This window comes from Nocardia sp. XZ_19_369, from assembly GCF_015355715.1.
Classification (GTDB): Bacteria; Actinomycetota; Actinomycetes; order Mycobacteriales; family Mycobacteriaceae; genus Nocardia.
Map to the genome: position 1 here is coordinate 743,851 of NZ_JACVED010000004.1, position 24,650 is coordinate 768,500.

At 65.2% G+C, this 24,650-nt stretch carries 28 protein-coding genes; 12 read left to right on the top strand and 16 right to left on the bottom strand.

Features of this window, described 5'->3' with window-relative positions; all coding sequences use genetic code 11:
* Window positions 1–671: 671 nt before the first annotated feature.
* Both IBX18_RS43130 and IBX18_RS18775 read left to right on the top strand, forming a co-directional pair.
* The gene (locus IBX18_RS43130; protein ID WP_194834864.1) at window positions 672–1,547 is read left to right on the top strand and encodes a pentapeptide repeat-containing protein; all 876 of its coding nucleotides are present in this window, start codon (window positions 672–674) and stop codon (window positions 1,545–1,547) included.
* Between the two features lie 178 nt (window positions 1,548–1,725).
* Window positions 1,726–2,817, top strand: a complete 1,092-nt coding sequence (locus IBX18_RS18775) for an HNH endonuclease (RefSeq protein WP_194834865.1) — start codon at window positions 1,726–1,728, stop codon at window positions 2,815–2,817.
* 339 nt (window positions 2,818–3,156) lie between these two features.
* On the opposite strand, the gene IBX18_RS18780 is transcribed toward IBX18_RS18775, so the two are convergent.
* Entirely contained in the window at window positions 3,157–3,348 is a 192-nt protein-coding gene (locus tag IBX18_RS18780; RefSeq protein WP_194834866.1) for a YegP family protein, read from the bottom strand.
* Window positions 3,349–3,635: 287 nt separating this feature from the next.
* Here IBX18_RS18780 and IBX18_RS18785 point away from each other — a divergent pair, with 287 nt between their 5' ends.
* Window positions 3,636–4,082: an Lsr2 family protein gene (locus IBX18_RS18785; RefSeq protein WP_194834867.1), complete on the top strand. Its 447-nt coding sequence runs from the start codon at window positions 3,636–3,638 to the stop codon at window positions 4,080–4,082.
* 111 nt (window positions 4,083–4,193) lie between these two features.
* On the opposite strand, the gene IBX18_RS18790 is transcribed toward IBX18_RS18785, so the two are convergent.
* The 3 genes from IBX18_RS18790 to IBX18_RS42820 are packed head-to-tail and all read right to left on the bottom strand — an operon-like array spanning window position 4,194 to window position 6,599.
* Window positions 4,194–5,243, bottom strand: a complete 1,050-nt coding sequence (locus IBX18_RS18790; protein ID WP_306796318.1) for a GAF domain-containing protein — start codon at window positions 5,241–5,243, stop codon at window positions 4,194–4,196.
* 31 nt (window positions 5,244–5,274) lie between these two features.
* Window positions 5,275–5,919, bottom strand: coding sequence for a cytochrome P450 (locus tag IBX18_RS42815; protein WP_255528071.1), 645 nt, complete (start codon window positions 5,917–5,919; stop codon window positions 5,275–5,277).
* Window positions 5,919–6,599, bottom strand: coding sequence for a cytochrome P450 (locus IBX18_RS42820; protein WP_306796319.1), 681 nt, complete (start codon window positions 6,597–6,599; stop codon window positions 5,919–5,921). The genes IBX18_RS42815 and IBX18_RS42820 overlap by 1 nt, the downstream gene beginning before the upstream one ends.
* 670 nt (window positions 6,600–7,269) lie before the next feature.
* On the opposite strand from IBX18_RS42820, the gene IBX18_RS18800 reads away from it, so the two are divergent.
* From IBX18_RS18800 to IBX18_RS18825, 6 genes are all read left to right on the top strand, one after another.
* Entirely contained in the window at window positions 7,270–8,364 is a 1,095-nt protein-coding gene (locus IBX18_RS18800) for a hypothetical protein (protein ID WP_194834869.1), read from the top strand.
* Between the two features lie 380 nt (window positions 8,365–8,744).
* The gene (locus IBX18_RS18805) at window positions 8,745–9,086 is read left to right on the top strand and encodes a hypothetical protein (protein WP_194834870.1); all 342 of its coding nucleotides are present in this window, start codon (window positions 8,745–8,747) and stop codon (window positions 9,084–9,086) included.
* A gap of 89 nt (window positions 9,087–9,175) precedes the next feature.
* Window positions 9,176–10,711 carry a helix-turn-helix domain-containing protein gene (locus IBX18_RS18810; protein WP_194834871.1) on the top strand — a complete coding sequence of 512 codons (1,536 nt, stop codon included), beginning with the start codon at window positions 9,176–9,178 and terminating at the stop codon, window positions 10,709–10,711.
* A gap of 17 nt (window positions 10,712–10,728) precedes the next feature.
* Window positions 10,729–11,067, top strand: a complete 339-nt coding sequence (locus tag IBX18_RS18815; protein ID WP_228541291.1) for a bacterial transcriptional activator domain-containing protein — start codon at window positions 10,729–10,731, stop codon at window positions 11,065–11,067.
* An 844-nt stretch (window positions 11,068–11,911) separates the two neighbouring features.
* On the top strand, window positions 11,912–12,250 hold the full coding sequence (locus IBX18_RS18820) for a hypothetical protein (protein ID WP_194834873.1): 339 nt from the start codon (window positions 11,912–11,914) through the stop codon (window positions 12,248–12,250).
* A gap of 88 nt (window positions 12,251–12,338) precedes the next feature.
* Window positions 12,339–13,199 carry an AAA family ATPase gene (locus tag IBX18_RS18825; protein ID WP_194834874.1) on the top strand — a complete coding sequence of 287 codons (861 nt, stop codon included), beginning with the start codon at window positions 12,339–12,341 and terminating at the stop codon, window positions 13,197–13,199.
* Window positions 13,200–13,202: 3 nt separating this feature from the next.
* Here IBX18_RS18825 and IBX18_RS18830 read toward each other — a convergent pair whose 3' ends face one another.
* The 4 genes from IBX18_RS18830 to IBX18_RS18845 all read right to left on the bottom strand — a co-directional run bounded on the left by IBX18_RS18830 (window position 13,203) and on the right by IBX18_RS18845 (window position 16,386).
* Window positions 13,203–14,726, bottom strand: a complete 1,524-nt coding sequence (locus tag IBX18_RS18830) for a hypothetical protein (protein WP_194834875.1) — start codon at window positions 14,724–14,726, stop codon at window positions 13,203–13,205.
* A gap of 341 nt (window positions 14,727–15,067) precedes the next feature.
* Window positions 15,068–15,469: a pilin gene (locus tag IBX18_RS18835; RefSeq protein WP_228541292.1), complete on the bottom strand. Its 402-nt coding sequence runs from the start codon at window positions 15,467–15,469 to the stop codon at window positions 15,068–15,070.
* Window positions 15,460–15,876 carry a hypothetical protein gene (locus tag IBX18_RS18840; protein WP_194834876.1) on the bottom strand — a complete coding sequence of 139 codons (417 nt, stop codon included), beginning with the start codon at window positions 15,874–15,876 and terminating at the stop codon, window positions 15,460–15,462. The genes IBX18_RS18835 and IBX18_RS18840 overlap by 10 nt, the downstream gene beginning before the upstream one ends.
* A gap of 51 nt (window positions 15,877–15,927) precedes the next feature.
* A complete protein-coding gene (locus IBX18_RS18845) occupies window positions 15,928–16,386 on the bottom strand; it encodes a hypothetical protein (protein WP_194834877.1) in 459 nt (152 codons plus the stop codon).
* Window positions 16,387–16,822: 436 nt separating this feature from the next.
* On the opposite strand from IBX18_RS18845, the gene IBX18_RS18850 reads away from it, so the two are divergent.
* The 3 genes from IBX18_RS18850 (at window position 16,823) to IBX18_RS18860 (ending at window position 19,240) form a co-directional block, all read left to right on the top strand.
* The gene (locus tag IBX18_RS18850; protein WP_194834878.1) at window positions 16,823–17,470 is read left to right on the top strand and encodes a hypothetical protein; all 648 of its coding nucleotides are present in this window, start codon (window positions 16,823–16,825) and stop codon (window positions 17,468–17,470) included.
* Window positions 17,471–17,513: 43 nt separating this feature from the next.
* Entirely contained in the window at window positions 17,514–18,434 is a 921-nt protein-coding gene (locus IBX18_RS18855) for a TRM11 family methyltransferase (RefSeq protein ID WP_228541293.1), read from the top strand.
* Between the two features lie 101 nt (window positions 18,435–18,535).
* On the top strand, window positions 18,536–19,240 hold the full coding sequence (locus IBX18_RS18860) for a hypothetical protein (RefSeq protein ID WP_228541294.1): 705 nt from the start codon (window positions 18,536–18,538) through the stop codon (window positions 19,238–19,240).
* Window positions 19,241–19,280: 40 nt separating this feature from the next.
* Here IBX18_RS18860 and IBX18_RS18865 read toward each other — a convergent pair whose 3' ends face one another.
* The 8 genes from IBX18_RS18865 to IBX18_RS18900 all read right to left on the bottom strand — a co-directional run.
* A complete protein-coding gene (locus tag IBX18_RS18865) occupies window positions 19,281–19,751 on the bottom strand; it encodes a hypothetical protein (RefSeq protein WP_194834881.1) in 471 nt (156 codons plus the stop codon).
* A gap of 114 nt (window positions 19,752–19,865) precedes the next feature.
* Window positions 19,866–20,375 carry a hypothetical protein gene (locus IBX18_RS18870; protein WP_194834882.1) on the bottom strand — a complete coding sequence of 170 codons (510 nt, stop codon included), beginning with the start codon at window positions 20,373–20,375 and terminating at the stop codon, window positions 19,866–19,868.
* A 426-nt stretch (window positions 20,376–20,801) separates the two neighbouring features.
* The gene (locus IBX18_RS18875; RefSeq protein ID WP_194834883.1) at window positions 20,802–21,245 is read right to left on the bottom strand and encodes a DUF4254 domain-containing protein; all 444 of its coding nucleotides are present in this window, start codon (window positions 21,243–21,245) and stop codon (window positions 20,802–20,804) included.
* 32 nt (window positions 21,246–21,277) lie between these two features.
* Window positions 21,278–22,216, bottom strand: a complete 939-nt coding sequence (locus tag IBX18_RS18880) for a nucleoside hydrolase (protein ID WP_194834884.1) — start codon at window positions 22,214–22,216, stop codon at window positions 21,278–21,280.
* A gap of 46 nt (window positions 22,217–22,262) precedes the next feature.
* Window positions 22,263–22,766, bottom strand: a complete 504-nt coding sequence (locus IBX18_RS18885; protein ID WP_194834885.1) for an NUDIX domain-containing protein — start codon at window positions 22,764–22,766, stop codon at window positions 22,263–22,265.
* A complete protein-coding gene (locus tag IBX18_RS18890; protein ID WP_194834886.1) occupies window positions 22,759–23,202 on the bottom strand; it encodes a hypothetical protein in 444 nt (147 codons plus the stop codon). The genes IBX18_RS18885 and IBX18_RS18890 overlap by 8 nt, the downstream gene beginning before the upstream one ends.
* 226 nt (window positions 23,203–23,428) lie before the next feature.
* Complete coding sequence (locus tag IBX18_RS18895) at window positions 23,429–23,767, bottom strand: hypothetical protein (RefSeq protein ID WP_194834887.1); 339 nt, start codon at window positions 23,765–23,767, stop codon at window positions 23,429–23,431.
* Window positions 23,764–24,650, bottom strand: an 887-nt coding sequence (locus tag IBX18_RS18900; RefSeq protein WP_194834888.1) for a hypothetical protein, incomplete at its 5' end; no start/stop codon positions are given. The genes IBX18_RS18900 and IBX18_RS18895, both read right to left, overlap by 4 nt.

Genomic DNA, 24,650 nt, shown 5'->3' on the forward strand with positions numbered 1-24,650 from the left:
AAATCGTCGGCATCACGGGCGATTCAGCAAACCGTGGGAGCACTTCGCGAGTGTCGTTCCGCCCGCAGCTCGAGAAGTCGCTTGCCGGGTCCGGCTCCTCATAGTGGATTGCACATAGCGCGCGCAAAACCTTCGCCGGATGTCTCAGCTCTGGTGCACCAGAGTTCACGGCGTGACACTCGCTCGTCTTGCAGGCGTCGCGGAGTACTGATGCTCACCAAAGACACTCTGCGCGACGTGATCGACACCTACTTCCGGACGCGGAGACCGGACCCGGACCGGAGCGTCACGATCTTCACTGTAGATGCCGCCCTACGCCGAACGCGCCTTCGTGCAGCAGTACTGCGGGCACGACGAGTATCGCGGCCTACTAGAAGGACAAGATCGTCGGCGAGACTCCGACGTGCTGGCAATGCAGGACGCTGTAAACCACCATTAAGGGTCGCCTGAGTCGTGGGTGGCTGTCGGCGGGGTGTGGTACATCAACTGTCGTGAGTGCCTCAAGCCCTGTCCGCAAGGTGCGGCGGCCAGTAGTGGTCGTCACAACCCTCCTACTCGGTGTGTCGTCCGTCGCCACCCTGAGATCGCTAGTTGTCGCACACTCATCACGCTCGTTTTGGAGCGTAGCCGCCCAACCGTTCGCGACGGTCTTCACTGGAACGGGTGCAATCGTGGCCGCCGGTCTCGTGCTGCTGAACGGGCACCTCGGTCGCAAGCAGGAAAAGGATCAGCATGCCGGTAAGGAGAAACGCGAACGGATCAGCACCTTGCATAGTAGGTACTCGACGATCGCTGGCCACATGTCAGATAGGTCGCACACTACGAGGCTGTTTGGTGTGCACGCACTTCTTGCGTTGGCCGACGATTGGGCAGACATTGGCGACGACAGACAGAAAAATGTCTGCGTTGGCATCTTGATCGATTATTTGCGGCATCCCATGCCGTTTACCGGCGTAGGGATTGCCAATGCCGACGAGCTGGGTGAACGTCAGGTACGTCAAACTATTATTCGGGCTATTGCAGACCGTCGAATGCTTCGAATCGAGGATACCGGTGAATCGGTGCTCAAGCTCGACCAAATGGTGTTCTCCAAAGAGTCTAATCTTGCCAACATATCATTGGCGGGCTGCGATTTGTCACAAATCCGACTCCGTGGAGTCTACCTCGGGAACGCGGACCTTCGAGGCGTGAATTTTGAAGGGTGCGAGTTGCGAGAAGCGAATCTCAACAATTCAGACCTTTCGTCCGCCTGCTTCCCTCTGGCTGATCTGCAGGGCGCAAACATGGTTGGCGCAAACCTTACGGACGCATCCTTGCTGACAGCTTCTGTTGATGGAGCGACGTTGTTGGATGTGACCTACTCCCAGACAACCTCTTGGCCTGAGGGGAGTACTCCGCCGGAGTCATCTCTCTTTATCCAGGCTGGTCAGCGCCAGGAGGATGTGCAGTGTCAGTGGTGCGGACGCTTGCATGGCGCACAGATGTCGCAGGGTATTCGGACGGCGGCCGGAGGGGGACCGGCAAGGTCACCCCGTCCACGACCTTGACGGTGACATCGACAGCGCGGCCGTCCTCGGGATGAACGCTTTACTGCATGGGTCGGCTCCGGGCCCGCGTCCCATCGGACCCCGGGGCGTCGGCCAGGACGGTACGTGTCTGTTCTGCGACAAGCATCCAGGTGCCAGCCCGCTGGCTGTGTCTCCCGGGCGGCGTAATGTCCCGCATATGGCCACCGCGTCGGCTCCAATCCTCTACCGCAAGAACGATTCCAAGTCGAACAAGATCCTGCGCCTGGCGCTACTCAACGCCTGGGGAGCAACCTGCTATTGGTGCGGTCAGCCCCGCCAGTTCAGCCAGGTGGAGATCGACCACGTCATTCCCCGGTCGCTGTCGAAGGCGAAACAAGACCAGCTCGTAGAACAGCTGCTCGGCCCAGCAGCTGTTCGTGGTTACGAGGTAGACGCCCCGTACAATCTTGGGCCGATCTGCCCAAGCCCGTGCAACCGTGAGAAGTCCGCCAGCCTGTACTCCGCGCCGCGTTTCGTGGACATACTGAAGCGCACGAAGAAGAAGGTCTCCCAAGTCGAGAACTTCATCGAGAAGTACAAGGCTGCCGGTCGCGCTGCAGAAGCCTTGGCGCTGGTCGTGAGCGCAGACCTGAGCGACAGCAGCTTTTCGGATGCGCTTGTCGAGTTCGCTCCGCTGCTGGATTCCCGTTTGAGGGTAGTCGATTTCACCACTACCGACGAGATCTACGATCCCGGAGCAGACGCGCCGGAACTCGTTGCGGTCACGTTGGATCGAACGGGCCGACGCGTCCGGGACGTACTGGAAACGCTCAGTGGGCAAGACATCGACGAGGCGCTAGCCGAGCCGATACGCACGGTGAGGGGTGCAATCTCCGATCGACTCCTCGGCGACCTCACATCTCAGGTGCAAGATGCGGGTCACTTCTACCCCGAGGTCGCCCCGCCGACAACGCGGATGGCCCTGGACGTCACCAACCTGCGCTACACCGTTGAAGACGAGCAGTTCGAAATGGTCGGCACGTTCGATGCAGACGGGGTAGCCGAAGCCGCGGTCATGGGCGCTAATGGCGAAGGACTGGATTACCTACAGCGTGAAGCTGAGGGCCACGGTACATTCGCGGTGAGGTTCTGGTGCACCCGAGGCACAGTCGAAAGCGATGACTTCGTCGGCCTTGAGTGGAACGACGGTCCATCGCCCACACCGCGCCAGCCGAGATTTTTTTCCGACGACTGCATCGACCATGGTGACGATCGTCTTGGCCCCGGCCGCGTTGGGTGGCGGTGCTAGGTAGTCCTCAGGGCACCACTGCCCGCGAGACGAGCTCGCCGTTGCCGGTGGAGGCGGTGAACTCTACGAGTCCCAGCCATACCCCGTTCCATGCCCGTGCCCAGGCGTGCAGCAGTCCGGGCACGGTTCCGGGCAGGCGCAAGCCGCCCGAGCTCGCCCGTAGTGGTACCTACTTCTTCGCGGCCAAGGTCGTGCGCTGCGTTGGAACCGCTTGTCCAAGGTCGACGACGACGGGCAGCGAAGGTTCGACGACCGGGCAGAGTGACGGGCTGAACTCCTCTGGCCGGCAGCATTCGCTCGGTCCGGCACGAAGGGCCCGGACCGAGCTGGGGGATCTCGCTAGACTCCGGCCAATGTCTGGTCGACAATCTCTGCTGCGGCAGCGTTCTTCTTGATCGACTCGATGCCGTTCTTGCAGGCAGCCTTGGACTCGTACGCTTCGCCGACTGCGATGACTTCGCCGTTGGCGGCCTTGAGTCGGAACCGGTACTTGTCGGCTTTGTCCTGGTAGATCTCGAACTTTGCAGCCATCTCAGTTACCTCAGCTCTTGTTGATCCGGATAACGCCTGACCATCCGACGATAGGACCATCGGGAATCCTGTGTCACGAAACGCGCCAGCGGAGTTGTCTGTCAGAAGTCGACGAGATGTATGTCTGGCTTGTGAAACGCATGTATGCGTATTGGTTGAATCGAGTAGAGCGCAGGCGCCCGGCTCTGGCGGAGTCGGGGCTGGCCGCAGTCAAGGCGGAGTCATCTAGGAAGTCAGTGCTAACGTCGTTGTCTACTTGTTCCGCGTTCCTTTGAAGGGAATTCCGAATGGCAAGGCAGATCATCGAGGCGTTGGTTGATGACGTGGACGGTTCTGAGGCCGATGAAACGGTGTTGTTCGGTTTCGACGGTCGTCTGTATGAAATCGACCTTTCCTATGCGAACGCCAACAAGCTCAGGGCTGCGGTAGATCCGTGGGTGGACAAGGCGCGAAAGGTGGGCCGGGCAAGCTCGCGTGCTGGTAGGTCTCGGACACGGACTAAATCGGGTGCAGGCGAGGTGGCAGCCATCCGTGCATGGGCGAACGAGAACGGCCACATTGTGTCGAGCCGCGGCCGGATCCCAGTGCAGGTGGTATCCGCGTATCAGGCAGCGCAGGCGGCTCCGCGCACGCCATCATCAGCACGGAACAAGCCGGCTGCTCCAGCCTTCGTCGAACCCACCAAGAAGCGGACTAAGAAGGGAACCAAGAAAGCCGCCAGAGCACGCTCCTAACAAAGACGCTCGTACGGACTTAGCGGACTCGCCTGCCCGGACAACCCTGACCGTCGCGCCCTTCTTGGAAGGTTTGGTGTGAAACAGTTTTCGCGCGGCCGTGCCAGGCAGTCAATCGCCAGTTTTGATGATGCGGACGATGTGGAGACGGTCGCCGACTTCGCCGGGATAGCGGCGTGAGGTGACGGTGACGGGTTGCCATCCGGTGTGGGTGAACGCTCGAATCCGTGCCGGAGTGATTGTCTCGCCGTTGCCGTTGCGGCTTTCGAAGGTGCGGCGCAGGGCGTCGCAGTCGTTGGGGTGGAAGGTCACGGGGTCGCCGTTACGCTCCCAGTCGATCCAGCTGGGGACGCGGCTGATCCATTCGGCGATGACCGGCATTGGCAGGCGTGGGGAGTAGGCGAGCAGCGCGGCAGCGGTGGTCTCGTCGTTGGGGGGTGGCTCGGTCCACCAGCCCTCGACGCGTGCGCTGAACGATCCTGCGCCTGCGCTGAGGTCGCGTACTTCGACGGGGCTGATCACTGGAGGGTCGGTGTCGGTCACATCGATCGCGAGGCCGCGCATTCCGATGTGCTGCTCGTCTTTTCGGCCGCGAGCGACGTTGTACCAGGTCATCAGGTAGCCCAGATCGTGAAGTACGACTGCGGAGGAGCGGTGCGTAGTCCCGGCATCCGGGTCGGTCGCCTGAACCATCAGTTCCTCGATGCGATCGAATCTGACCACATTCCGGAAGAACTCGCCCGGCGACAGCGTCAGAGAGGGATTGGCGGCTACCCCGTCTGGCCCCCGCCAGTTCCGCCACCACTGCTCGGTCACCCGGACTTGGAGGTCGTCGAGATTCCACGACATGCCCGACGCGGGGCAGTGCGGGGGTGGTTCTTCGGTTTCGGGACCGATCCACAGGTGCATGCCGTGGGCGTCGCCGTCCGGGCCTATTACCGGCTCTATGTCGATCAGCCGCATGCTTGCGTCCCGCGCACGAATGACCCGCCGACTCGGGTTTCCAGTACACCGTGCAGATTCCAGCAGGTCTTCGACGTCGATGAATTCGTGGCGATGCAGCATCCGCAACGACGTCCAGGCCCGTGCTGCCCCGTCCTTGCAGACGATCGTCATCGGTTCCGATAGGGGTCCAAGGCATTCCACCACAAACCAACTCACCGCAAATTCTCTCCCCTTCTCTCGGGTTCGGTCAGCTTTGATGTCGGGATCGGGCTGTAAGCGTGTAGGGCTCGGGCCGCAACGTGCCTCGTTCGTACATCCGAAGCGGCGCGACTCCGCCCAACGTGTAGGCGTCGAGTATCCGAGCCAGCAGCAGCGTCGCCTCGTGCAGCGCGAAGGCGCGGCCGATACATGACCGCGGCCCAGTGCCGAACGGATGGAAGAACCGGTCCGGAAACTCACGCGATCGGGTGGCCTCGAATCGCTCCGGATCGAAATCCTGCGCCTGCGAGCCCCACACCTCTGGGTCACGCTGCGCCGCTAGGGCGAGTACGAACACCGATCGCCCGGCGGGGATCTTGTAACCGCCGAGGACCTGGTCGTCGCGGGCGACGCGGAAGAACCCCGACACGGGCGGCCACAATCGCAGCACCTCGTTCAACACCGCACGGGTACGCCGCATCCGGATAACCGCGTCGTACCCGAACCCGCCGTGCGTTTCGGCCTCGGCTCGCAGCTCATTTTGCAGATCCGGATCAGCCGCGAGGTAGTGCAACGTGGTCTCCAGCAGTGCAGCGGTTGTTTCGTGACCGGCGATCAGGAAGGTGAGGACCTGGTCGCGGACGTTGGATTCGGGCAGGAATGCACCGGTTTCGGGGTCGGAGGTGGCCAGCATCAAGCCGAGCAGATCATTTCCCCACCGGTGTCTTGCTGTTTGCGATCAGAGACCACGGTGTCGACGTAGCCGCGAATGGCGCCGATCTGAGCCCGGATGCGGCGTGCGCGCGCCAGAGTCCGCACGGTGCCGATAACCGGCAGATCGTTGGCCTGCCCGCTGAACCAGCTCAGAATCTCCGCGAATGCCTCGGCGAATCGGCGGGAATCGCCGCCATCGACATCTCCTGCACCGAGTAACCCGAGGCGGCGGGAGAACCCGGCGCGGCCGATCACCTCCAATGTCGCGGCCGTCATCGCCTCGTGCACTTCGACCCGGCCGCCCGCGGCGCCCGACCACTGTGCGACGAGATCGTCGGCGACGCTGGTCATCGCCTCGTGGTAAATGCGCATGGCCGTCTGACTGAACCCGGGGGTGAGAATGCGGTGGGCTTGCCCCCACAACGGATTCGACGTCCGAGCGGTGAAAAGGCCTTCGGGAACAATGTCGCGAAGCATTTTGACGGGCCCGGCAAGGCAACGGGCCCACGACGTTTCATCGCAGCACTCGGCCGCCAGCCGGGCACCGGACACGATGATCACTCGGTTGCGCAGCACCTTCCGCTCGAAGATCGGCCCGAGTCCTCGCTGGGCCAGCAGGAGCTCGTTTTGCGTGGTGCGATGCCGGTCCACACTGGCCACATCGCCGAGGATCGGCAGGCGTCGAGGGGGGTGCGGTAACCGGTTTAGAGGCAAAGCTGTGCTGGTAGCCATGCTTCCAAGCTTTCACTTTCGGAATCAATCTCCAACGTCGAGATGCGCTACAAGATCAAGAGCCTACCGCTATAAGTGATTGACGTCACAAATTGACCGTGGTTAACTGGTAGTGCGCTGGGTGGTATTTCCCCAGTGGCGTCGCTAATTCCACAGATCCCGCACGGGATGTTTGCCCGTGCCGCGTGATCGGAACCGACTGCCACGAGGAATGACATGTCACCTGATGCGCTTCATCGAAATTTCAGCTTTCCGTCGCCTCGCGCCGCGAGCTTCGGCGCGGACTGTGCTGTGCGCCGCCCTTACTTGCGGTGGGCACGCTGGTGCGCTGGCCTCGAAAGTGAAGTGTGTGCCGCCTGGGAGGTAGGGCGATCCCCACCGTCACTCCTGACGCGAAACAGCGGACGAGGCCGGCCGTGTGGACTACCGGTGCACATCAGCCTTCCCGAGATCCAGCTTTTCGAAAGCGGCCCGACCCGGCGGCAAGGGCGATGGGACTGGAGACAATTCGGCTCCTGCGTCAACGCTGACCTTCCATGAAAAGAGTTGCGTCGCAATTAATCCCGCTTCTGTGTTGTAGACGAATAAGGAGTGCGTGATGAGTGATCTCGTAGTAGGTGGCCGTGATCGAATGGTCGAGACGGCTTTGGTGACTGCTGTTCAGGCTCGTGGTGAGCGCACCCATCCTGTGGGTATCTGGGTTGTGTGTTCACGGGCACGGCAGGTCGTGGCGTGTCAGTTCGTGGCCCGGCTGGATATCGACCCCGCGGTGTTCGTCCCCGCGGAGTCGACCGGAGTTGTGCTCATCGCCGTCGCACCGTGCCGGGTCTCGGACGCGGTGATCGCACGAGTCGATGTCGTGTACGACTTTTTGCACGCTCACGGGGTGGACGTGCGGGCGGTTTATGCGCCCACGCTGGTACCCGGGGGGATGTGGTCGTCGTTGCGGGGCACTGCGATGGACGGAATCGTTCCCTTGGACGCGGCGCAACCGCTGCCGTTGCGCCGCCCCCCGCGCTTGCCGTTCCTGGGTCGGGGACGACATCGGTGGACTGCCGCCGCGATGGCTCCGTTGGCCGCGTTGGTGTTCACGCTGCCGGACGTGCACGCCGCGCCCACGGGACAGCCGGGTATCACTCCACCCCGGCCCGGCACAGGCCAAGCCGGAGTGACTGCCCCACCGTCGGCTAAATCCATTGGCGCTGCGCGCCCAGCCCCTTCACAGACCGGCTTCCACGGCAGTTCCAGCCTCGCCGCGTCGACCGGGTCGTCGTCGGCGAACTCGGCCACGGCGAGCGCGCCGGCCGCCGAGCCGATCCGCGCTAGCGACTTTGGGTTTACCGACGACGGGGACGCGACGGCGTCGCCGGATACTGTGCGTATAGCCGTGCTGAGTTTTCCTCGCCCGCAATGGATCCCGGCTGAGCTCGCGACTAGCGAACGTGCGTGGAATGCGTTCGCAGCCACGACGGCGGCATCCATACTGGCCACGGCGGGGTCGGACGATTCCGCGATCGGCTCGGCGTTGGGTGCCGACGAGGGCCAGGCTTCGCCGGTTCCTGAGGAGCTAGAGCCGGTTGCTGCGATTGTGCCCGACCTGACCGAGGCCCCGGGCTTGCCAGGTCCGCTGCTCGAATGGGTCGAGCAGGTCGAGCTATCGGTCGCCGATGTGGCTCTGGCTGTGACCACCTAGCTTCCGGTGTCACTGCCATGACCGCGAATCGGATCCCACCTCAGGATGAGGAGAACTGGGTCGAGTTGGATGCGCCCCAGTCGGCCAACGAAACGGCCGGGCGGGCTCAGTGGCTCGTCGCGGCGACGGCTTCCCTGCCAGATGCTCAGGCGCGGCCGGAGGCGTCTCCGCGGTCGAGCGCTGCTCGGCCTCATCGGGCGCGAGCACGCTGGGGTTTGCTCGGAGGGGCAGCGGTGGCCGCCGCAGTGGTGGCCTGGGCTATGACCGTCGGGCCGAGACCACCTGCACCAGCCACTTCGGGACCTACGACGGTGGCGTTCGACGAGGGTTTGCCGATCGTGGCTGGCACCGCGCGAGACTGCCCAGCCGGTGCGGGCACAGTGTCGATCGCGTCGACCGGGCCATCGCTGTTGCCACCGAATTCTGGCGCGAGCGCCATCGTGGCGTTCGAGACCGCCTACTACTCCGCTCGTAACGGGCAAGCGGCTCGACGGTGGGTCGCTGCAGGAGCAGCGATCTCGGACGCCGACGGTATCCAGGCCGGGATCGACTCGCAGTCAGCGGCGACGTTCTGTCTACGCATCCAACGTCTGCTGCCGGGCTTGTACGACGTGCAGGTGCGTGAGCGTCGGCCGGGTGAGCCGGAAACCCTTTGGCGGCAACGGATCACCACCAGCACCAACGGTGAGCACCCGGTCATCACCGCCATCACCGACGAATGAGAACTGCAGGACATTCAGGCGCACTCGATACCCGGGCCGGGGGCGGGACCCCGACGACGAATCGGTCAGTGCGAGAAGAGGGGTGAGAGATGTTGATAGCAGTCGCCGGGCTCGGCCCCGGCACGGGAGTAACCACGACGACAACCGTCCTAGCCGCGACGTGGCCGGGCCCGGAACCGGTGCTGGTAGTCGACGCCGACCTCGCAACGGGCGCGGGCCCTGCGGTCATGCACGGCCTCGCCGCCGAATCCGCAAACATGCTCGCGCCCTGTTTCGTGGGGACGCCACCACTGGCCGGGTCCGACCCGGGGCTGCATCCACCGGGCCTTGAGGCAACACAGGGATCGGTGCCCGAGACTATGGAGGTCGCCGGGCAACTGGCCGTGGTGTTCGCCGATTGCGGTGCGACACGACCGATGTCGGCCAACAAGCCCATCGTCTCCGGTGCCGACGCGGTGGTCGTGGTAGTGCGAGTCGACCTGACCGACCCCGTGCTCGCGGGCCAGCTGGTCCGCGAGCTCACCGCGGATAGCCGGCGCCGAGGCATCGTGCTTGTGGGACGTACTCGCGGTAGCGAGGACAACTACCTGAAACGACTGCAGATACCGGTGTTGGGATGGCTGCCATGGAGCCCCGCCCCAGCGGGGAGGCTGGTGCAGAACTCCTCGCGATGGCCGCGCAAGGACGGCCTCACCGCGGCGGCACGCGAGGTCGGCCGGGCGATCCGCACTCAGCTCGATCCGGCGACATCAGCGCCGTGCTCGACCGCAGACCGTACGCAACGGGGTACGGGAGGCGGCGGATGGCGTCGTAACCACACCCGCCGATCTGGTGGCGCGCCCGCGCCGACGGTGTACCCGCTGCATGCGGCGAACGTGCTGTCGCGGACTACGGATCGTGTGGGATCCGCGCCGCCGAGTTACCGCGAAGGTGACACGGCCGACGGCGGTGAACAGAATACGGCGGTACGGGATGAGTCCGCACCGATCGCCTCCAGCGCGACGGCAGATGCCGAGCCGTCATCCGGCTCGCAGGACGTAGCCCTACCGCAAGCGGGGCCGACCTGCGCCCGACTCGGCGCGGCCCGCTCTGCCGCGACCGGTGCGCATGCCGCGCCTGTCACCGCATCCACGGAACGGCGGCTATTCGTACACTCCGCACCATGTGCGTCGCCGCATGCCGCGTGCGCCGAGTCGCCACCAGCGCTCACGCTGCGGCTGTTCGGGCCGCTGCGGGTGATGTGGCGGCCATCCCGCCTTGAGATGGGGGGTGTGGTCCCCGAGGTGGAGATCACCGGACGGTTGCAGCGGCGTAGCCGGGAAGTGCTGGCGTTGTTGGCGGCCCACCCGCGCGGGCTGACTCGCCCGCAACTGGTCGAGGCTCTATGGGGTGAGCGGGCTCCGCAGCGGCCCAGCAACGCCGTGTGCACCACCCTGGCCCGGCTGCGCACCGCCATCGCCGAGGCCACCGGCGGCACCGTGACCCGGGTCCTGGACGTCGAGTCCGGCCGCCTCCGTTTGGACCAGGACGTGATGGGGCCGACTACACGGAATTTCTTGCTGCGGTGGCTCGGCGCCGTGTCACGAGCGCGGTCGAGCGCCGTGAGGTGTGCGAGCGCATCGTAGAGTTCGCCTCCTCCGGCGTGCTCGCCGCGGATCTCGACGCCGGCTGGCTCGCGCCGCTGCGAGAGGCCACGCGCCGTGACGCGATTGCCGCCCTCGCCGCACTCACGCAGACCCTGCTCGGTACCGATCCCGGTGGTGCCGCGCTATGGCTCGAAAACGGCCTGGTTATCGATCCGTACAACGAGCTCGTCTATCGCGACCTCCTGCGCCTGCACGCCCGCCTGGGAGAGCACCACGCCATAGACGACACCCTGGCATTGCTTACCCGGCACCTCGCCGGCATCGGCGAAAAACCGAGCCGGGAAACATATGCGCTCGCTCGCCATCTGAAAGATCAATGTGACACCCGTAGATAGATCTGGATCGCACAGCACGCACTTTATGGCATCACTACGAGGGCTTTATGACCGGCATCGAAATATGTTGAAGCGACGCCTATGGAATCTTTATTAAGGATCGATTGTTGAGCAGCAGTGTTGGGTTCACTGATGGGCGCCGCAGGGCGTGCCAGTGAATATATAATTAATGATATCGGTATAGATTATGCCTAGGAATGCTCGCGACTGGAACCGCGCCGATTGTAATGCGGAGTTAACGCCAGCGCACTATCCGCGAACCTCAAGTCGGGGAGTCGAAAATTGTTCCGGCTAGCGAGCTGCGGCGGGAGCGGTGGGAGGGAGATCATTGGGTGTATCAATCGGTGTTGCGTTCGGTATATCAACGCCTGTTGCGGTTGAGCCGCAACGCTCCGACCACGACGGCAGCTGGGTCACGGCCGCTTTTTCCCGTGCTTGGCCGCCCAGGGTCCTACCCCCGGTAGGACAACATCAACATGGGGCCGGTGGTGGGTGCCGGTTCGGGCGGCCGTGTTGGAGGTGTGCGTCCGGTGTCTGGGTATACATTCCGGTGATCATCTCTCGGTATTTCTTGTATACAAGCTTCGTAGCATTTTTCGATCAGCTCCTCTGAAATTGTCCATCGTAAATATGGGAGTAGTTCGCCAAAATAGCCCTGACCTGCGAAAGTAAATAAAAAGATTTGCGTGAAACAAGTTGTGTGCCGTGGCGAGTCGAGCTAGGCTCGATATATAAAAGAAATCCGGAAATTCCCGGTGACATCAGATTTGCGGCAACGCTATTCCTATGTGAATAATGCGCTGATGCCGCGCCTAGTATTCAACATCGAATGGAGGCGAGTCGGATGAGCATCGACACCCATGCAAATGATGATCGACTGATTGTTGCGCTGATGAGTTCCGTTGCGCCCGCCAGCGCGCGGGACGCGGACGAGTTCGAATCGTTCGAAACGCTGGACAGCGCGCGGGAATGGGTGGAAGAACAATTGCGGGCCGATGTCGCCCGGCACGGGTCGGGATGGGACTTCCAAGCCGATGTCGCATGGGTGACCCGTGCGGAATTCCGCGCCGACACGTGGGGCGTTGTCGATGACATGATCGCCCGTGCCACATGGGACTCCGCGACCAATTCGGTCGCATGGCAGAACGATGGCCCGTTCGACTTCGCCGACTGCCGCATATGAACCGCTCCGCGCCGGGGCTGTAACGCCACGCCACGCCACGCCGCACCCGCCGCCCGCCCGTTCGATTCACCCCGTGAAGGAGCTCGCGATGACATCCCCGGCACCCACCACCGCCCCGGCCGCCCCCGCGTCGGGCACGCGGTTAGGCAACGGCCAATTGCGCCGCTTGGTGGCGCAAAAACTGGCCGAGAATTCCGGCACCGAACACAGCCCCCGCCACATTGCGAAAATGATCGGCCGATCGTGTGGCGCTATCGGCAACGCCCTCGAGGTCCTGGTCCGCGACGGGCACGCCGACCGCACCCAGGACGCGCCCCGCCGCTACCGAGCCAACGCTCGCACCGCCAGCGCCGCCGCTGCCGCCCCGACAACCGCCACCCCACCGCCGCCCTCGACTGGGGCCGGTGGGGGCGGTGCGCCCCCGCATCGCCCCACCCCGCCTCCGGCCACCGCGCCAGCGCCGACAGCCGCCCCGGCAGCCGTGGAATCGGTGGTGCGGCCGAACGGACAGGTCTACCACACGCGCACGCTGGCAGGGCTGGCCGATGTGGACGTATTGGCCCGTATGCGCGCGAACGGGGTGCCGGTGCTGCTGTACGGGCCGCCCGGCACCGGCAAGACCTCGTTGATCGAGGCCGCCTACTCGGATCTGGTGACCGTGCAAGGCGATTCGGATACCACGGTCGCCGATTTCGTAGGTGAGTTCACCCAAACCCCGGAGGGGCGTTTCGAGTTCGTGGTCGGGCCGTTGGTGCGCGCGATGCGCGAAGGGGCGGTGTTGTTCATCGACGATGCAACGCTGATACCGCCGAGTGTGCTGGCGGTGGTGTACCCGGCGATGGATGGCCGCCGCGAGATCACCATCAAAGCCCACAACGGGGAAATCGTCACCGCCGAGCCCGGTTTCTCCGGTCGCGACGCTCGACGTCGGCGGGAATACGGGCGGTGACAGTCATTTCGATCCCTTCCCAGGGTTGCGGCGGCTACGGCGGCGGACAGGTAGATCAGGCAGCGGCAGATGCAGCTGCCGCCCAGCCGAGCGCGACGGCCGGGTCGCGGCCGGGGGTGCCAGTCGCGGCGGTGTCGGTGGGGCGGTGCGCGGCGGTGGCGCGGGTGGGGATGCACTGTGAGGCGGAGGGGTACGGCGGACCTCGATCGGCAGCGGGTACTGGCCGTTGCGTAGCGGTCGGATGCTGGCGTAGGGATCTGGTTCGGTGAAGTCGAACGCCAACTGCTTGGGCCGCGAACCCCGGGGCCCAACAACAGGTTTCGGGATCTCGGCGACCGGTGGTGGCGTGGGTTTGGGGGTGCGCTGCACGGTGATCGGCAGCCGGTATTGGCCGTCGCGTCCGAGCGCGGGCTTGGGGCCGAGGTCGACACCGCCATGGAACTGCGGCAGCGGCAACATCAACTGCTCGCCTTGGGCTGCGGCGACCGGAACCATCACCGCGTGAGCGATGCGCGCAGTGGGTGCGGGCGGGCGGGGCACGCGCCGCACACCAGTCAGCGGCAGCATCAACTGCCCGTCGCGGGTCGCACGGACCTTCGCGTAGGGATCGGCAGCTTCCCCACCGCCGTGAGGGGCGGGTCTCCTACCGGAGGCTGCGGCCTTGCCGCGACCGGCGAGCAGTCCGAAGGTCTTGTACGCGATCACCCCGCGTACCAGCGAGGACACCATGCCGCGTCCGGGGCTGATCTTCAGCGCTGAGAGCAGCCAGAACGGGATCTTCATCAGGATCAAGCCCATGGCGAGGGCGACGATCACATTCACCAGGCCGGTCCTGTCGGGGCCGAAGAACGACCAACCACCCGGCGAGAGAAAGACTTTCAGTCCGGTGATCAGCACCAGCGACTGCACGACCTGGATCGCCAGACACGCGGAGAAGGCGCGCCACCACCAGCGGGCAATGCCGTCGGTGGCCGGGAGGGCGTAACACATCATGACCAGCGGCGCGGACACGATGAGCACGACGGTGACGACGACCCGGATCACGTAGGTGACCGACAGGGTCGCCAGCACCACAACCAGCGCATTGAGCATGAGGGTGACGAACAGGTTGGTCGCGGTGCCCCCGCCGACCTGCATCATCGACTTGAACGCCGACACCGCCGAGTCGGTGGACACGCCATCGCCGGCCAGCGCTTGGGCAAGGGCGTTGGCGAAGCGGATCGCTTCGGTGGCGATCACCATGCTCAGCGCGCCCGCGAGGAACCCGACCACCAACCGGGGCACCAGCTCGCGCCACCCCCACTGGGTCTGCAGGGTCTCCTGAAACATCAGCAGCACGCCGACGGCGATGACCACGAGCCCGTACATGGCCAGCATCAGCTGCCAGGACGAGGACCACAGCTGACCGATCTGCGGCCATGTGCTCGGGTCCGGGGTGGTCAGCAGGTTTTCCGAGAGCATGTTCATCAGCGGGTTCAGCGCCGAATCGACCAGGCGGCGGAAGAATCCGTCGATTGCCTCGGCCACGCAATCAGAGATATGGGTCACCCCGCAGTCACTGGTCGTGCCTGTCGACTCGCCGGGGTTCGCGGGCTGGGGGCCAGGTACGCCGGACGGCGCCGGGAAACCGGGGACTACCGGGGTAGCCGGGGCCGGACTGCCGTTCGGCGCGGGCACGGTGGTCGGGGCCGGGCCAATGGGTGGGATGGTCGGGGCTGGAGCGGTGGGCACAGGTGGGGGCGGGGACGGTGGGACCGTAGGCTCGGCTGCGCCGTGGCCTCCGCCGATGACGAGGATCGCGGCCACGGCGGCGAGCAGGAGTAGCACTCGGCGAACCTGCCGTCCGTTGCGGCGGTGCGCGGTCATCATCAGCCGCCCACGATCGACTTGAGTACTGCGACCACGACCGGGGCCAGCATCGCCAGCGCGTAGCCGATGCATGCGGCTTTGAGTGCGATTTTGGCGCGTTCGACTTCGCCGGGGTCGCCGGAGCAGATCAGGTAGCGGGTGCCGCCGACGGTCAGGCAGACGGTGGCGATGAGCGCGAGGATCCCGACTATCCAGTTGCGCAGGTTGTTCAGTACCTGGTCGAAGGTCTCGGCCACCGCGAGCACCGAGGTGGGCTCGGCGCCGGCCGCACCGGCCGCGGCGAGTACCCCGGCGCTCACGACGAGTGTGAAGGTGCTGCGGGCAACGATGCGCCGACCACGGCCGCGGCGCTTGGGGTGTGGCCGCGCGGGTGGGGTGGTGGGGGAGTGGGTTATGCGCATCGCTTCACCTCCGCAGGAGTCGGATGCGCGGAGACCGCAGACGGCTCCGCGCACCCTGTACTGGCGCGGGAAGGCCCCGAAATCGCCGCCACCGGTGAAATCGGCGGTCGATAGGGTTGGGTGCGGGTGACGGTGTCGAGCGCGGCGGCTTCGACGATGCTGGTGCGGTCGGGATCGATGTCCGCTATCCGGGCACGCAGCCAGCGCTGCAGCCGGACTTCGGCGAGTTTGCGGCGCTTGTGCAGCCGCTTGTAGGACTCATCCCGCTCGGCAGCGAGTGCGATCAGTGTGCGTCGGGTCAACCGGGTATCGGCGATCAGCTCCGCGCCCTCGGCATCGATCACTCCCTCGGCCACGGCCAGCGCCAGCAGTGCCTCCACCTCCCCGCCCGGAAGCTGCACGCGCAACCCCAGATCCTCCGGAGGGACCGGGATAGCGCTGAGGGCTTCCTGCTTCTCTCACCTGCGCCCGCCCCGGAACGCGGCCCATCGCAGCGCACACCACACCCGGGTTTTCCGCAGATTGAGGTGCCCGACCGCGTGCATGAACGCAGCCAGCACGGCTGCCTCGGCGTCGGCGCGGTCACCGCCGACTCGGTGCGCCAGCCGTGCGGCCGTCGCGGCGAGCATCGGCACCGCCAGCCCCACGCACAACAGCACCGCGTCCTCGCCGTCGCGGCGGGCACGCTCGAGCAGCCACCGCCACACCACATCGACATCCATCACCTCGAACGGCACCGAGGTATCGGCCAGCAGCTCACCCAGCCGACGCCCCGTCACCGGCGACTCCGGCAACGCCGCTGCGCACGCCGCACTCAACGGAACCGGCTCGTCGGCAATGCGCTCGAAGTGCGCGATCACCGCCGTCAGCGGCAACCGCGGATCTCTGCTCGGGTAATCGCGATCGTGTGAATTCAAGACAATCAACTCCTCACCTGGATCGACATCGGAAAATCCGACCAAGCAAGGACAGCAAGACGACGCCACCAAAAATCCACAAAAAATCCACCAACCGACTCCGAGAAGTCCACCAAAAGTCCACCAACCCACAAGCGGGACAAGATTTTCCCGTACCGAACACCAGAGCGGACGCCCGTGCAGAAATCGCCTCTACCTGGTGTTGTGTATTTCTCGTGGCGTTCTGGTGGCACCACCGATCACGTGCAGATCGGCTGCGAGTTCGCGGAACAGAGGTGTCGAAAATAAATTCCGATGATCACGGACGTCTCCCCTCCCGGATTTGTCATCGGTTTCCGGGAAAGTGGCTGCGGAGAGAATTGATCGGCGATTTTCGCTGAAGGTAAGTGCAGTCCCGGGTGTACGCGACTTCCGTTATCCCGAAGGGCTGTCACCCATGACCGAATCCCACCCCGCCGCTCCCGCTGCCGCCGTTCCGTCCACGATCTGGGCTTGCGGTGCGGACGTGCTGGACCCGAATGACCTCTGGCCCGAGGTGGTGTTGCGCCGGGCCATCACCGAGTTCAGCCGTCCCGCCGCCCCGGTGCGGCTGCTGGCCGCCACCAAATCCCACCAGCTCGCCGCCCGCCGCGCCCACACCCAGCTCGCCGACACCGGCCGCGAGATTCGCACCGGCACTCTCAGCGACTCGCCGGCCGCCCGCGGCGAGGCCGACCTCATCATCGCCAGCCTGCTGCCCGATCCGACGCACCCGCACAGCGCCGACACCTACACCCGCCTCGCGTTCACCGCCGCTGACCAGCTACGCGGCGGCGCAGTCTTGGCGGTACTGACCCGCACCGGGCTCACCCCCACCGACACCCTCGACGACGCCACCGGCCCCGTCGTGGCCGCCGCGCAAACAGCCGACCTGCTCTATCTGTCCCACATCGTCGCCACCCCCATCCGCGACGACACCATCCCCACCCCCGCACATCGCAGCGGCCAGAACAACCACCGCCACCACGTCGTCCACATCGACCTCACCGTCTTCATACGCCCCGATGACCAGAACCTGGCCGCCGCCGTCGACCACGCCGCCTGAACAGACCACCCGCCACCGTCTCGTCTTCCCCGGAAGGTCTGTCATGAACGAACTCCCCGCCTCCGCGTCCGGCCCGAACCCCGCGCTACCGGTGTCGGTATGGGCGACCGCGCAACACGCCCCTGCCACGCAACGACGGGGCCGCTACCACCCCGACGGCACCGCCCACCCCGCGAAAATGCTGCCCGCCGTCGCCGCCCACGCCATCGCCCACTACACCCGCCCCGGCGATCTCGTGCTGGACCCGATGTGCGGGACCGGCACCACCCTCGTCGAAGCCGTCCACCTCGGCCGCCGCGCACTCGGCGTCGAATACGAAACCCGTTGGGCAGCGGTCGCCCACACCAACCTCGAACAGGCCCGCGCCACCGGGATCACCTGCGACGCAGCCGTTTACACCGGCGACGCCCGCCGCCTCGACCACATCCTCCCCGACCACTGCCGGGGCACCGTCGATCTACTGATCACCTCACCCCCGTACGGCGACTCCACCCACGGCCACGTCAAGACCACACCGGGTCAGGGCGTGCAGAAGGCCAACCACCGATACGGGTCAACCCTGGACCGGGGCCAGCTCGCCAACGTCGGCCTCAACAGACTGCTGTCCGGGTTCACCCGAATCCTGTCCGCCAGCGCCGTCTTCGTGCGCCCCGGCGGACACGTCGTGATCACCGCCCGCCCCTGGCGACAGCACGCCGAGCTGGTCGACCTGCCCTCCTACATCATCGCCTGCGGCACCGCGGCCGGCCTCGAACCGACCGAACGCTGCGTCGCCCTGCTAGGGCGCCTGGCCGACGGAGAACTCATCGCCCGCAGCAGCTTCTTCCAACGCGACTTCGTCGTGAAGCAACGCCGCACCGGCCTACCGACCCACCTCATCGCGCACGAAGATGTGTTGGTCTTTCGTCGACGATTCACCGAAACCAGCAGCGCGCTGCCCCCGCCACCGCGTTGTGCCGCATGATTTCACGCACATCGAGGCGACCGCGTCGGCGCTGGCGTCGCTCCCCGGCTATGCCGGAGTGGGCGACGCGACAGTGTCGCGTGCGTGGTGATTGCGTTGCCGTGCATAACCGTTCGCGCCGGGCCGGTGGCGGGCGCGGTGTCGCATGGGCCGGATTCGCGTTCGGTGCGGTGTTGTCGGTCGCGGCGAACTGGCTGCACACCTGGCTACCGGCTGCGACAATGCCCGACCGATGGCACCCCGGTGTCGCGCCCCAGATAGGGTCTGCGGTCTGGCCGATCGGGCTGCTGCTTAGCGTCGAAGTCTTGTCGCGCACCCGATGGCGGCGTGGCATGGCCTGGATCCTGGGCCGATACCTCGGCGCGGGGAGCGTCGCGATCGGCTCGGCGATCATTTCCTACCGCCACGTCTACGACGTACTGATGGCCTGGGACTACGGGCAACTCGGCGCGGCCGTCGGACCCGTCGTACTGGACGGACTCATGGTCATCTCCGGGTTCGCGCTGCTGTCGGAATCACCCGCCACGACCACGACCACCCCCGCGTCCGCGACGCAGGGACGCGACACCGTAACCACGTGGACCGACAGCACCGCAACAATGGCCGACAGCGCCAACGACACCGACCGGGACGCACGGATCCGCGCTATGTATGCCCAGATCAACTCGACCCGTGAAGTCGGGGAAGTATTCGGCCTGCATCACTCAACCGTCGCCCGCATCGTCGCCGCAGGCAACAACCGCGACAAACCCCACACGACCATTGGCCCATCCGAAACTCCCGGCGACGACATGCGAAGCAACTGAACCCTCGAGGCGGCGACACCAGGCCCGCGAGGTAGGCAGTTCAGTGCACTGGGAGAAGGCGGAGTCGGAGTCGGCCGGCGGCGGCCTCGGCGACGACGGTGTCCAGGGTCTGAATTGCCTGGTTGAGGTTGTGGACGTGGCCCGAGATGATTTCCGGTGTGCAGTGTTGGTGCCGTTGGACGAGTAGCTGGTGTTGAGCCAGTTGCGCGACGAGCTGTCCGTAGGTGTGCGGATGAAACGGTGTACCAGGGGCTGCGGGTACCTCTTTGGCGACCGTGATTTTGGCTTGTTTGTCGAGTTTCCAGACCGTTTGGGCCAGCAGTTCCGGATCGATGCTGGTATCGGCTTCGCTTGTGTCGTAGTGCTGCCGCCAGATGGCGAGCAGCTCGGTTGCGGTACGCAGCATCGTGGTGGTGGCCTTCTCGGTTCCTGTGAAGACCCGCAAGTACTGCCCCGCCGTCGGCAGCGTTCCGGGGGCAATGCCGGGGGGCATCGCTCGATCAATTCCCATCACTTGCCTTCTTCCTGTTCACGGGGTGGTATCCCGGTGAGCGGGGTGACATGAGCGTTCGACAAGCCCTGCCGCCGTCCGAGGGCGCGGCTCGCTGCGGACGGTCGCAGGGGTTCATCGGTCGGGGTGGTTGGTCTCGTCCAGCGGTGCGGCCATCAGGTAGCGACCGGAGCCCACGGTCAGGGTCAGCACGGTCCATTCCGATTGCTGCTCACCGGTCACGGCCTGCCATTCGGTGAGGAATTCGCTGTCGTCGACGGGCCAGCTGTGGCGTGCTGAGAGTCGGCACACACTGGTCCGCAGCAGGGAGTCGACCGGATAGATGGCGAAGTCGTTGCTGTAGTCGGCGACCGCGCGCCGGATCGTTGTGAGGTCGAGCTGGGGCAGGATCGAGGTGATCGCCTCGATGAGGTCGGTCGGGTGCGCACCGGCGCTGAGCAGTTGGTTCCATCCGTGGCCGTGGCCGAGGTAAGCGGTGGCCGCCAGTTGCAGGGTCGGCAGTTTCGCGCGGAGTTGCGGGTCGATGAGGTCCTCGTCTCCCAACCCGGCCAGGACTTCTGGGTGGGGGAACAGCGATACCTGGCCGACCTCGGTCTGGGCCCGTCGCCCGTCGCCCGTTGGCACGGCAGAGCCGGGTGTAGAGCCGCTGTGGGGGTGTCGCGAGTTTTCCGAGGACGGCGGTGCCGAGGGCATCCCAGAGCCAAGGGTTGGCCAGCCGGGACACCGGCCCCACGGCGCGAAGTGACGCGGTCAGGGTGAGTGGGCCGTGCAGTGTCGCGGGATCGAAGTAGTCCACATCGGTGGATGTTCCGGCCGGGCCGACAGGAGAGGCGTTGATGAACATTCCCTGAGCGAGCCGTTCAGCGGTCACGATCGTCAGCTTGCAGCTGTCGTCGGTGACAAGGCGATGAGCGCGCCCATCGGGGGCGTGGACCCAGCCCGGGTGGTCGAGCATCACGGTTGGCATGATGGCTGTTCCTTCTGTGAATTGTGTTGTAGCGGGGTCGGTTTGGAGGCAGGTGGCGCTGGCATGGGCCACAGGAGGATGGGTTACCAGAGGTCGAGGAAGGTGCTGGGCAGGCGGCGGGTTCTGTTGTGTAGTTCGTCGATGAGGTCTTGGTAGGCGCAGGCGAGGTCCCACAGGCGCACCCAGGAGTCGTGGTAGAGGCTGTCGGGGTCATGGGCCAGCGCCACGAAGGTCTGGTCGGTCAGCTGGGCGAGCCGGTCGACGACTTGGCCGACGGTTTCGGTGTGGAGGGTCGCGGCGGGCAGCGGTGGGGGTGCCGCCTGCGCGATCCATGCGTCGATGGCGTGGATCAGCTCGAGGCGCCGGAAGGTCAGCTTCTGGCCGTCGTAGCCCGCGGTGGCCTCGCGGCGGTCTTGGTGCACCCGTGCCAGTGCGGCGGCGGCGTCGAGCATGGGGTGGTTCGGGTCGAGCATTGGCATTCCGCGACATGCCGCCAGCAGCACGTCTTTGCCGGGGATCTTGTCCATGGCGGACCTCGTTTGGTCGTGATGGTGGTGGTTCATCGGAGGAGGGTTTCGTGCATCCATTCGAGGAATTCGGGGTAGTCGACGGCGCAGGCTACGTCGATCGGGCGGCCGTGGGGGTCGCGGTGGAGGCGGGCGTCGCGTTCGATCCGAATCCGTTCGGTGCAGAAGGCGACGAAGCGCATACCCAGGGCGGCGCTGAGGGTGAGGGGGTCGTGCATCCAGCTGCCGCTGCGGCGGGTGAACCATCCTTCGAAGTTGGCGGCGAGTAGTTGCTGCCACTCGGTCGCGGTGGCGCTGCGCAGGTGGCGCAGCAGCATGGAGTCTGCGGTGATGTCGATGTGGGGGGAGTTGGTGAAGTCCGAGAGCACGAGCCGCGGATACTGGATCGTGCGCAGTGCCAGTCCGGCCGAGGCGGTGTCGATGCGCAGATTGTGTGAGGCGCGGGTTTTGTCGCGGTAGTGGTCGATCCAGCCGCCCATTTGTGTGACGACGAGACGGTCGGCGAGATCGGGGCGGTTGGACAAGATCAGCGCGAGGTTGGTCATTGGTCCCATACCGACCCAGAAGATCGGCCCGGTGGTGGTCTCGCACAATGCGGTGACCGTGTCCAGGAGTGCATCGACAGAATTCACGAGCCCGTTGTGTCGGTTCGGTCGCTGGCGTGGATGGTCATCCATCACGAATCGGTCGCCGCCGAGATCGATGCCGGTGATGACGGGAACGGCGCGGCGGTCCAGGCAATCGAGGGCCCGCCGTGCCAGCCGTGCGCGGCGACCGCGTGTCTCATCAGCGGTGACGACGGCGAAATCGGGCACCGTGCGTGCCGCTAGTGCCAGGGCGACGAAATCGTCGGGGTCGTACCCGATATCGGTATCCAGGATCACCAGGCTCTTGCCGGCGCACTCGTCGGGCCGGTTGGAGGATCGTGTCTCGACGTTGGGCTGAGCCGGTAGAGAAGCGGTGTCGGACATACGATTTCCTTTCTGATCGGGGGATTGGCTCGATCGGCCGGGTTGGTCACGGCCCGCAGGTGTCAGGGTCGTGGCGGGGTGGGTGATAGCCGCGTCGTTGTCTGGCGTGGATGCCGTGGAGGCGGCCGTAGATGGCCAGCACGGTGCTGGTTGTTTCGGTGACCAGCGGGGTCTCGGCGACGAGACTGGTCCAGGTGTAAGCGTCGTGGTCGATCAACTCGATCGGCTCCGATACCTCCACATCGACGGCGAAGACCAGCAGACGCTCATGGGCGGGGTAGTCGAGCTGGGCCAGCACCTGCGGGACCGACCCCGGATACAAACAGGTCGAGTCCCGGACGAGATGGGTCAGAGCCAAATGCAGGTTGTCGCCGGGATCGACTGCGCCGGTGGGTATTTCCCATTCGCCCTCTACCGCATCACCGACGGCGGGGCGGCGCAGCAGCAACACCTTGTCGTCGTGGCGGACCACAACGCCGAGCACGAGTTGCTCGATACCGTCGCGCTGGGCCGCGCTGGCGAGCAGGCCCAAATCAGGTACCTCAGACATGATCGCCACCTGTCGGGTAGCGGCGGGCGATCTGGATCAGCGGGTTGCCGACTCGTAGTCGCGCCATCCGGTAAAGCCGATAGCGTCCATCGGCAGGAGGATGGCCTGGTCTGGCGGCGGGCAGATCCCATGCCTCGATCACCAGGGTGGCGGGGTCGACCCAGCGGATCCGGACGGTGACCGCGCGAGCGCGTAGCCAGGGCTGATCCTCGAACCAGCTACGGTGCACGACATCGGCGACGATCACTTTGGTGGTCTGCTCGACCAACGCCGCGTAGTACTGAACGTTCCAGTGCTCGCAGAACCAGGCAGCTTCCTCGACCGCCTGCACGACTGGGCGTCTGTCCAACGGCAGTGTCACGGTGGTGGCCAGCGTGGCACCCGGCAGGAACGACGCAGGCTTCGTTGTTAGGTCGGCTGTTTCGACAAAAATCATGATTCACCACGCCTTCTTGAGGGGTGCTAGAGCATCCATAACCGTTGGCAGGGAAAGGGTTTCAATTCCGGTGTGAGGTTGTGGTCGATCCGTACCACGGCCAAATGCTGGGTGTAGGCCGCGTGAGCGAACGCAGCAGCGGCGCATTCCTCGCCGCAGAAGTGCAGGACCGGCCCGCCATAGAAACAGACCGTCAGATGACACTGCGCCACCGCGACCACCCGGCTTATATCGGCTCGGGAATGGATTCGCAGGACGGAGACCGCACGCATCGTGGTGGCCAACGCAGTCGGGGAAATGCTGTCCACACCTCAGTTCTGTGCCGCAGGACGTCGAGCCAGCCAGATACATGGGTGATCGAAGGCACCAGCACGAGATCGGCGGCGTCGAAGTCGAGCCCGGCCAGCAGCAGGCAGAACCCCGAATCCGATTGCGTCAGAAGAACGCCGCCACCGACGAGTTCGACATTTCGCTCAGCGCTCAAGGCTTGGAGCGCGGCGATATGAGCATCGGTCGCCGAACCTGAATGATCCAGGCGCACAATCGCATACGCGCGCCGCGTCATGACCGGCCCCCGTTGGCTAGTCCTGTAGCCTGTGCCCAGGGGTTCCTGCCGGGTGGACAATACAGCGGAAGCGGGAGGTCGAACCACGTAACGGTGCCGCCGCCTTCGCGCTGGTCACGGCCCACGCTGGCACCGCGACGGAGACCGCACAGTCTTTCCAGTGCGATGCTGATCGGCTCGTCATGATGCTCGCGCGTCTCCTCGACCGTCACCAGCAGGCGATTGGGGTAGCGCAGCCAGCGGACGGTCAACTGGTTCGCAGCAGGGGGCAAGTTCTCCCGGGCTGTGAAACGGATTGCCTGACAGACTGTTTCGGCGAGCAGAGCGTGCACGTGGTCGACCAGATCGCCAAGACCCGCGCGTGAGAGATGCCGGTGATTACTCAACCCGACGATCTCCGACGCCAGCCCATAGGCATGGAATTGCTCGCACCCGAGTTCCACCGGCCGGTCCTCATCCCAATCCTTGTTGCCGGTGATGAGATGGTCCTCACTGCGATCCAATCGCATCGCACGCGGTATCGGGAGTGGGGTCAAATACTCCACTGACACCACGGGATCGGCCCGCGCGATCAGTTCCAGCAGAACCTTTCTCGGAACACCATTGCCGTCGAAATGATCCGGCGACGGGGCGATCACGCACTCGCCACCCCACCGAGACAATGCATCGAGTAACTGCAAGAACGCCGACGTCGGTGGCGGGGTCGCGAGCAATCGGGTCAGGTCGACACCACCACGTGCTGCGAACTCGCGCAGCTGCTCGACCATCCGGCCGCCGGAACATTCGTCGAGCGCGACAAGCATCGACCACAACGCGGTGACTGAGGAGCCGGCCTCGCAGAACACGCGACCTTTGAGGCTGCCGCCGTAATCGGCAGCGAGCC